The sequence below is a fragment of the Protofrankia sp. CiP1_Cm_nod3 genome, from assembly GCF_982290655.1.
On sequence record NZ_CEVIVD010000057.1, the window covers coordinates 23,393 to 24,826 of the forward strand.

General features: G+C 72.9%; 1 protein-coding gene. It reads right to left on the bottom strand.

The window, feature by feature from the left end; genetic code table 11:
• Nucleotides 1–200: 200 nt before the first annotated feature.
• Entirely contained in the window at nucleotides 201–1,334 is a 1,134-nt protein-coding gene (locus AC5LUJ_RS13035) for a glycosyltransferase family 4 protein (RefSeq protein ID WP_250283902.1), read from the bottom strand.
• Between the last annotated feature and the right edge of the window lie 100 nt (nucleotides 1,335–1,434).

Below are 1,434 nucleotides of genomic sequence, written 5' to 3' on the forward strand. Positions count from 1 at the left end.
CAGATAGGTGGCTACCGCCACCACAACCACGACCGTAACAACGACGAGAGTCACCTCGCGCAGCGTAGTGAACGTGGGGTAGGAGAGCGCCAGCGGGCATGAATCTCCTCACACCGCGGGCATGAATCTCCTCACACCGCATGGTGGAATCTCCTCACACTGCATGGCGGAGCGCCGGGCGCGACCGGCGCCAGGACACGTCAGACGCTGTTCGCCGCCAGCGACACCGGCCTGTCCCCGGCAACCATCTCGTAGACCCCGACGATCCGCTTCGCGATCACCGTCCAGTCGTAGGCGGCCACCACCGCCCGGCCCCGCTCGGCCAGCCGCCCGCGCCGTGCGGGATCGGCCAGCAGGTCGGCGAGGGTGTGGGCGAGGGCGGCCGCGTCGGCGACCGGGAACAGCCGGCCGGCCTGGCCGTCGTCCAGGACCCGGCGGAAGGCGTCGATGTCGCTGGCCACCACCGGAACGCCCGCGGCCATCGCCTCCAGCAGGACGATGCCGAAGCTCTCCTGCCCCGTGTTGGGCGCGCAGTAGACCTCCCCCGAGCGGAACACCCGGGGCTTGTCCGCGTCGGAGACGAGCCCGAGCAGGTGGACGCGGCCGCGCAGGGCCGGCTCGACCCGCTCGAGCACCGCCTCCCCGTCGCCGGGGCCGGCGACCAGCAGCCTGGCGTCGGCGCGGCGCTCCACCAGCGTCGGCAGGGCCGCGAGCAGCACGTCCAGGCCCTTGCGCGGCTCGTCGATGCGTCCGAGGAAGACGACCGTGGAGCCGTTCGAGACCGGTTCGGGCAGCGGGGCCGCCCGTGCGAAGGTGGGCACCGACACGCCGTTGGGGATGAGGATCGCGTCCACGCCGAGATGCTCGACGATCGTGCGGCGGGCCGCCTCGGACACCGCGATGCGGGCCCGGACCTTCTCCATGGACGGCTGCAGCGCCCCGTGCGCGGCCGTGAGGATCTTCGAGCGCGGGTTGGACGTGTGGAACGTGGCGACGATCGGGCCGTCGGCGAGCATGCAGGCGAGCAGGCTGACGCTCGGCGCCGTCGGTTCGTGCACGTGCAGGACGTCGAAGTCGTGCTCGCGCAGCCACCGGCGTACCCGCGCCGCGGACACCGGCCCCATCAGCAGCCGGGCGACCGAGCCGTTGTAGGGCACCGGCACGGCGTGGCCGGCGTCCACCCCGTACGGCGGAAGCGCGCTGTCGCCGCCCACCGGTGTGATCACCGATACCTCGTGCCCGAGGGCGACCAGGGCCTCTGCGAGATCACGCACGTGGACCTGGACCCCGCCGGGAACGTCCCAGGTGTAGGGGCAGGCAAGGCCGATCTTCATGTTCTCGGCCCCGGCCCTGGCTCGGGCTCCGACCGCGGCGCTGGCTCCGACCGCGGCTGCGGTAGCTCCGGCTCCGTCGGTGCCGCAGCCTCCGTCGCTG

Bases quoted from the DNA above. Each gene is read 5' to 3' on its own strand.
- AC5LUJ_RS13035 (WP_250283902.1), bottom strand. From the start codon at position 1,334: ATGAAGATCGGCCTTGCCTGCCCCTACACCTGGGACGTTCCCGGCGGG.